Origin of the sequence: Streptomyces brasiliensis (genome assembly GCF_014647875.1) — a bacterium.
In the GTDB taxonomy this organism is placed as follows: Bacteria; Actinomycetota; Actinomycetes; order Streptomycetales; family Streptomycetaceae; genus Streptomyces; species Streptomyces brasiliensis.
Genome location: NZ_BMQA01000264.1, coordinates 1 through 667, shown reverse-complemented (window position 1 = coordinate 667; position 667 = coordinate 1). Strand labels below are relative to the sequence as shown.

Genomic DNA, 667 nt, shown 5'->3' with positions numbered 1-667 from the left:
AAGGGCGAGCTGTATGTGCGCGGGCTGATGCTGGACGGCAAACGCAAGTCGATGCAGCCGATGGCCGAGCGCCTGGGCGTGGACCACCAGCAGCTGCAGCAGTTCATCTCCTCCTCCACCTGGGACTACGTCGAGGTGCGGCGGCGGGTGGCTCGGTGGGCAGTTGCGCACATCGCTCCGGAGGCGTATGCGATCGACGACACCGGCTTCCCCAAGGACGGCTACGACTCCCCCGGGGTGGCCCGGATGTACTGCGGTGCCTTGGGCAAGCGCGGCAACTGCCAGATAGGCGTGAGTGTCAACCTGGTCAGTGATCACGCCTCGGCGGCCGTGGACTGGCGGCTGTTCATCCCCAACAGCTGGGACGATGCCACGGCCGAAGACGACAAGCTGCTGGCCGAGGCGATCCGCCAACGCCGCCGGCGGGCAGGCATCCCCGACCAGGTCCGCCACACCGAGAAGTGGCGCCAGGCGCTTCAGATGCTCGACGAAGTCCGCGACCAGTGGGAACTGCCGGATCTACCGGTGGTCGCCGATGCCGGTTACGGCGATGCCACCGGCTTCCGCCTGGGCCTGACCGAGCGCGGGCTGGCCTACGCGGTCGCCGTCAAAGGCACCACTACCGCCTACCCCGGCGACGCGCGGCCCGAGCGCCCGCCCTACAGCG

The 667-nt window shown here is 69.1% G+C and carries 1 protein-coding gene; it reads left to right on the top strand.

Annotated elements, in window-relative coordinates:
• The coding region (locus tag IEZ19_RS50095) for an IS701 family transposase (protein ID WP_189317998.1) at positions 1 to 667 on the top strand (667 nt) is incomplete at both ends.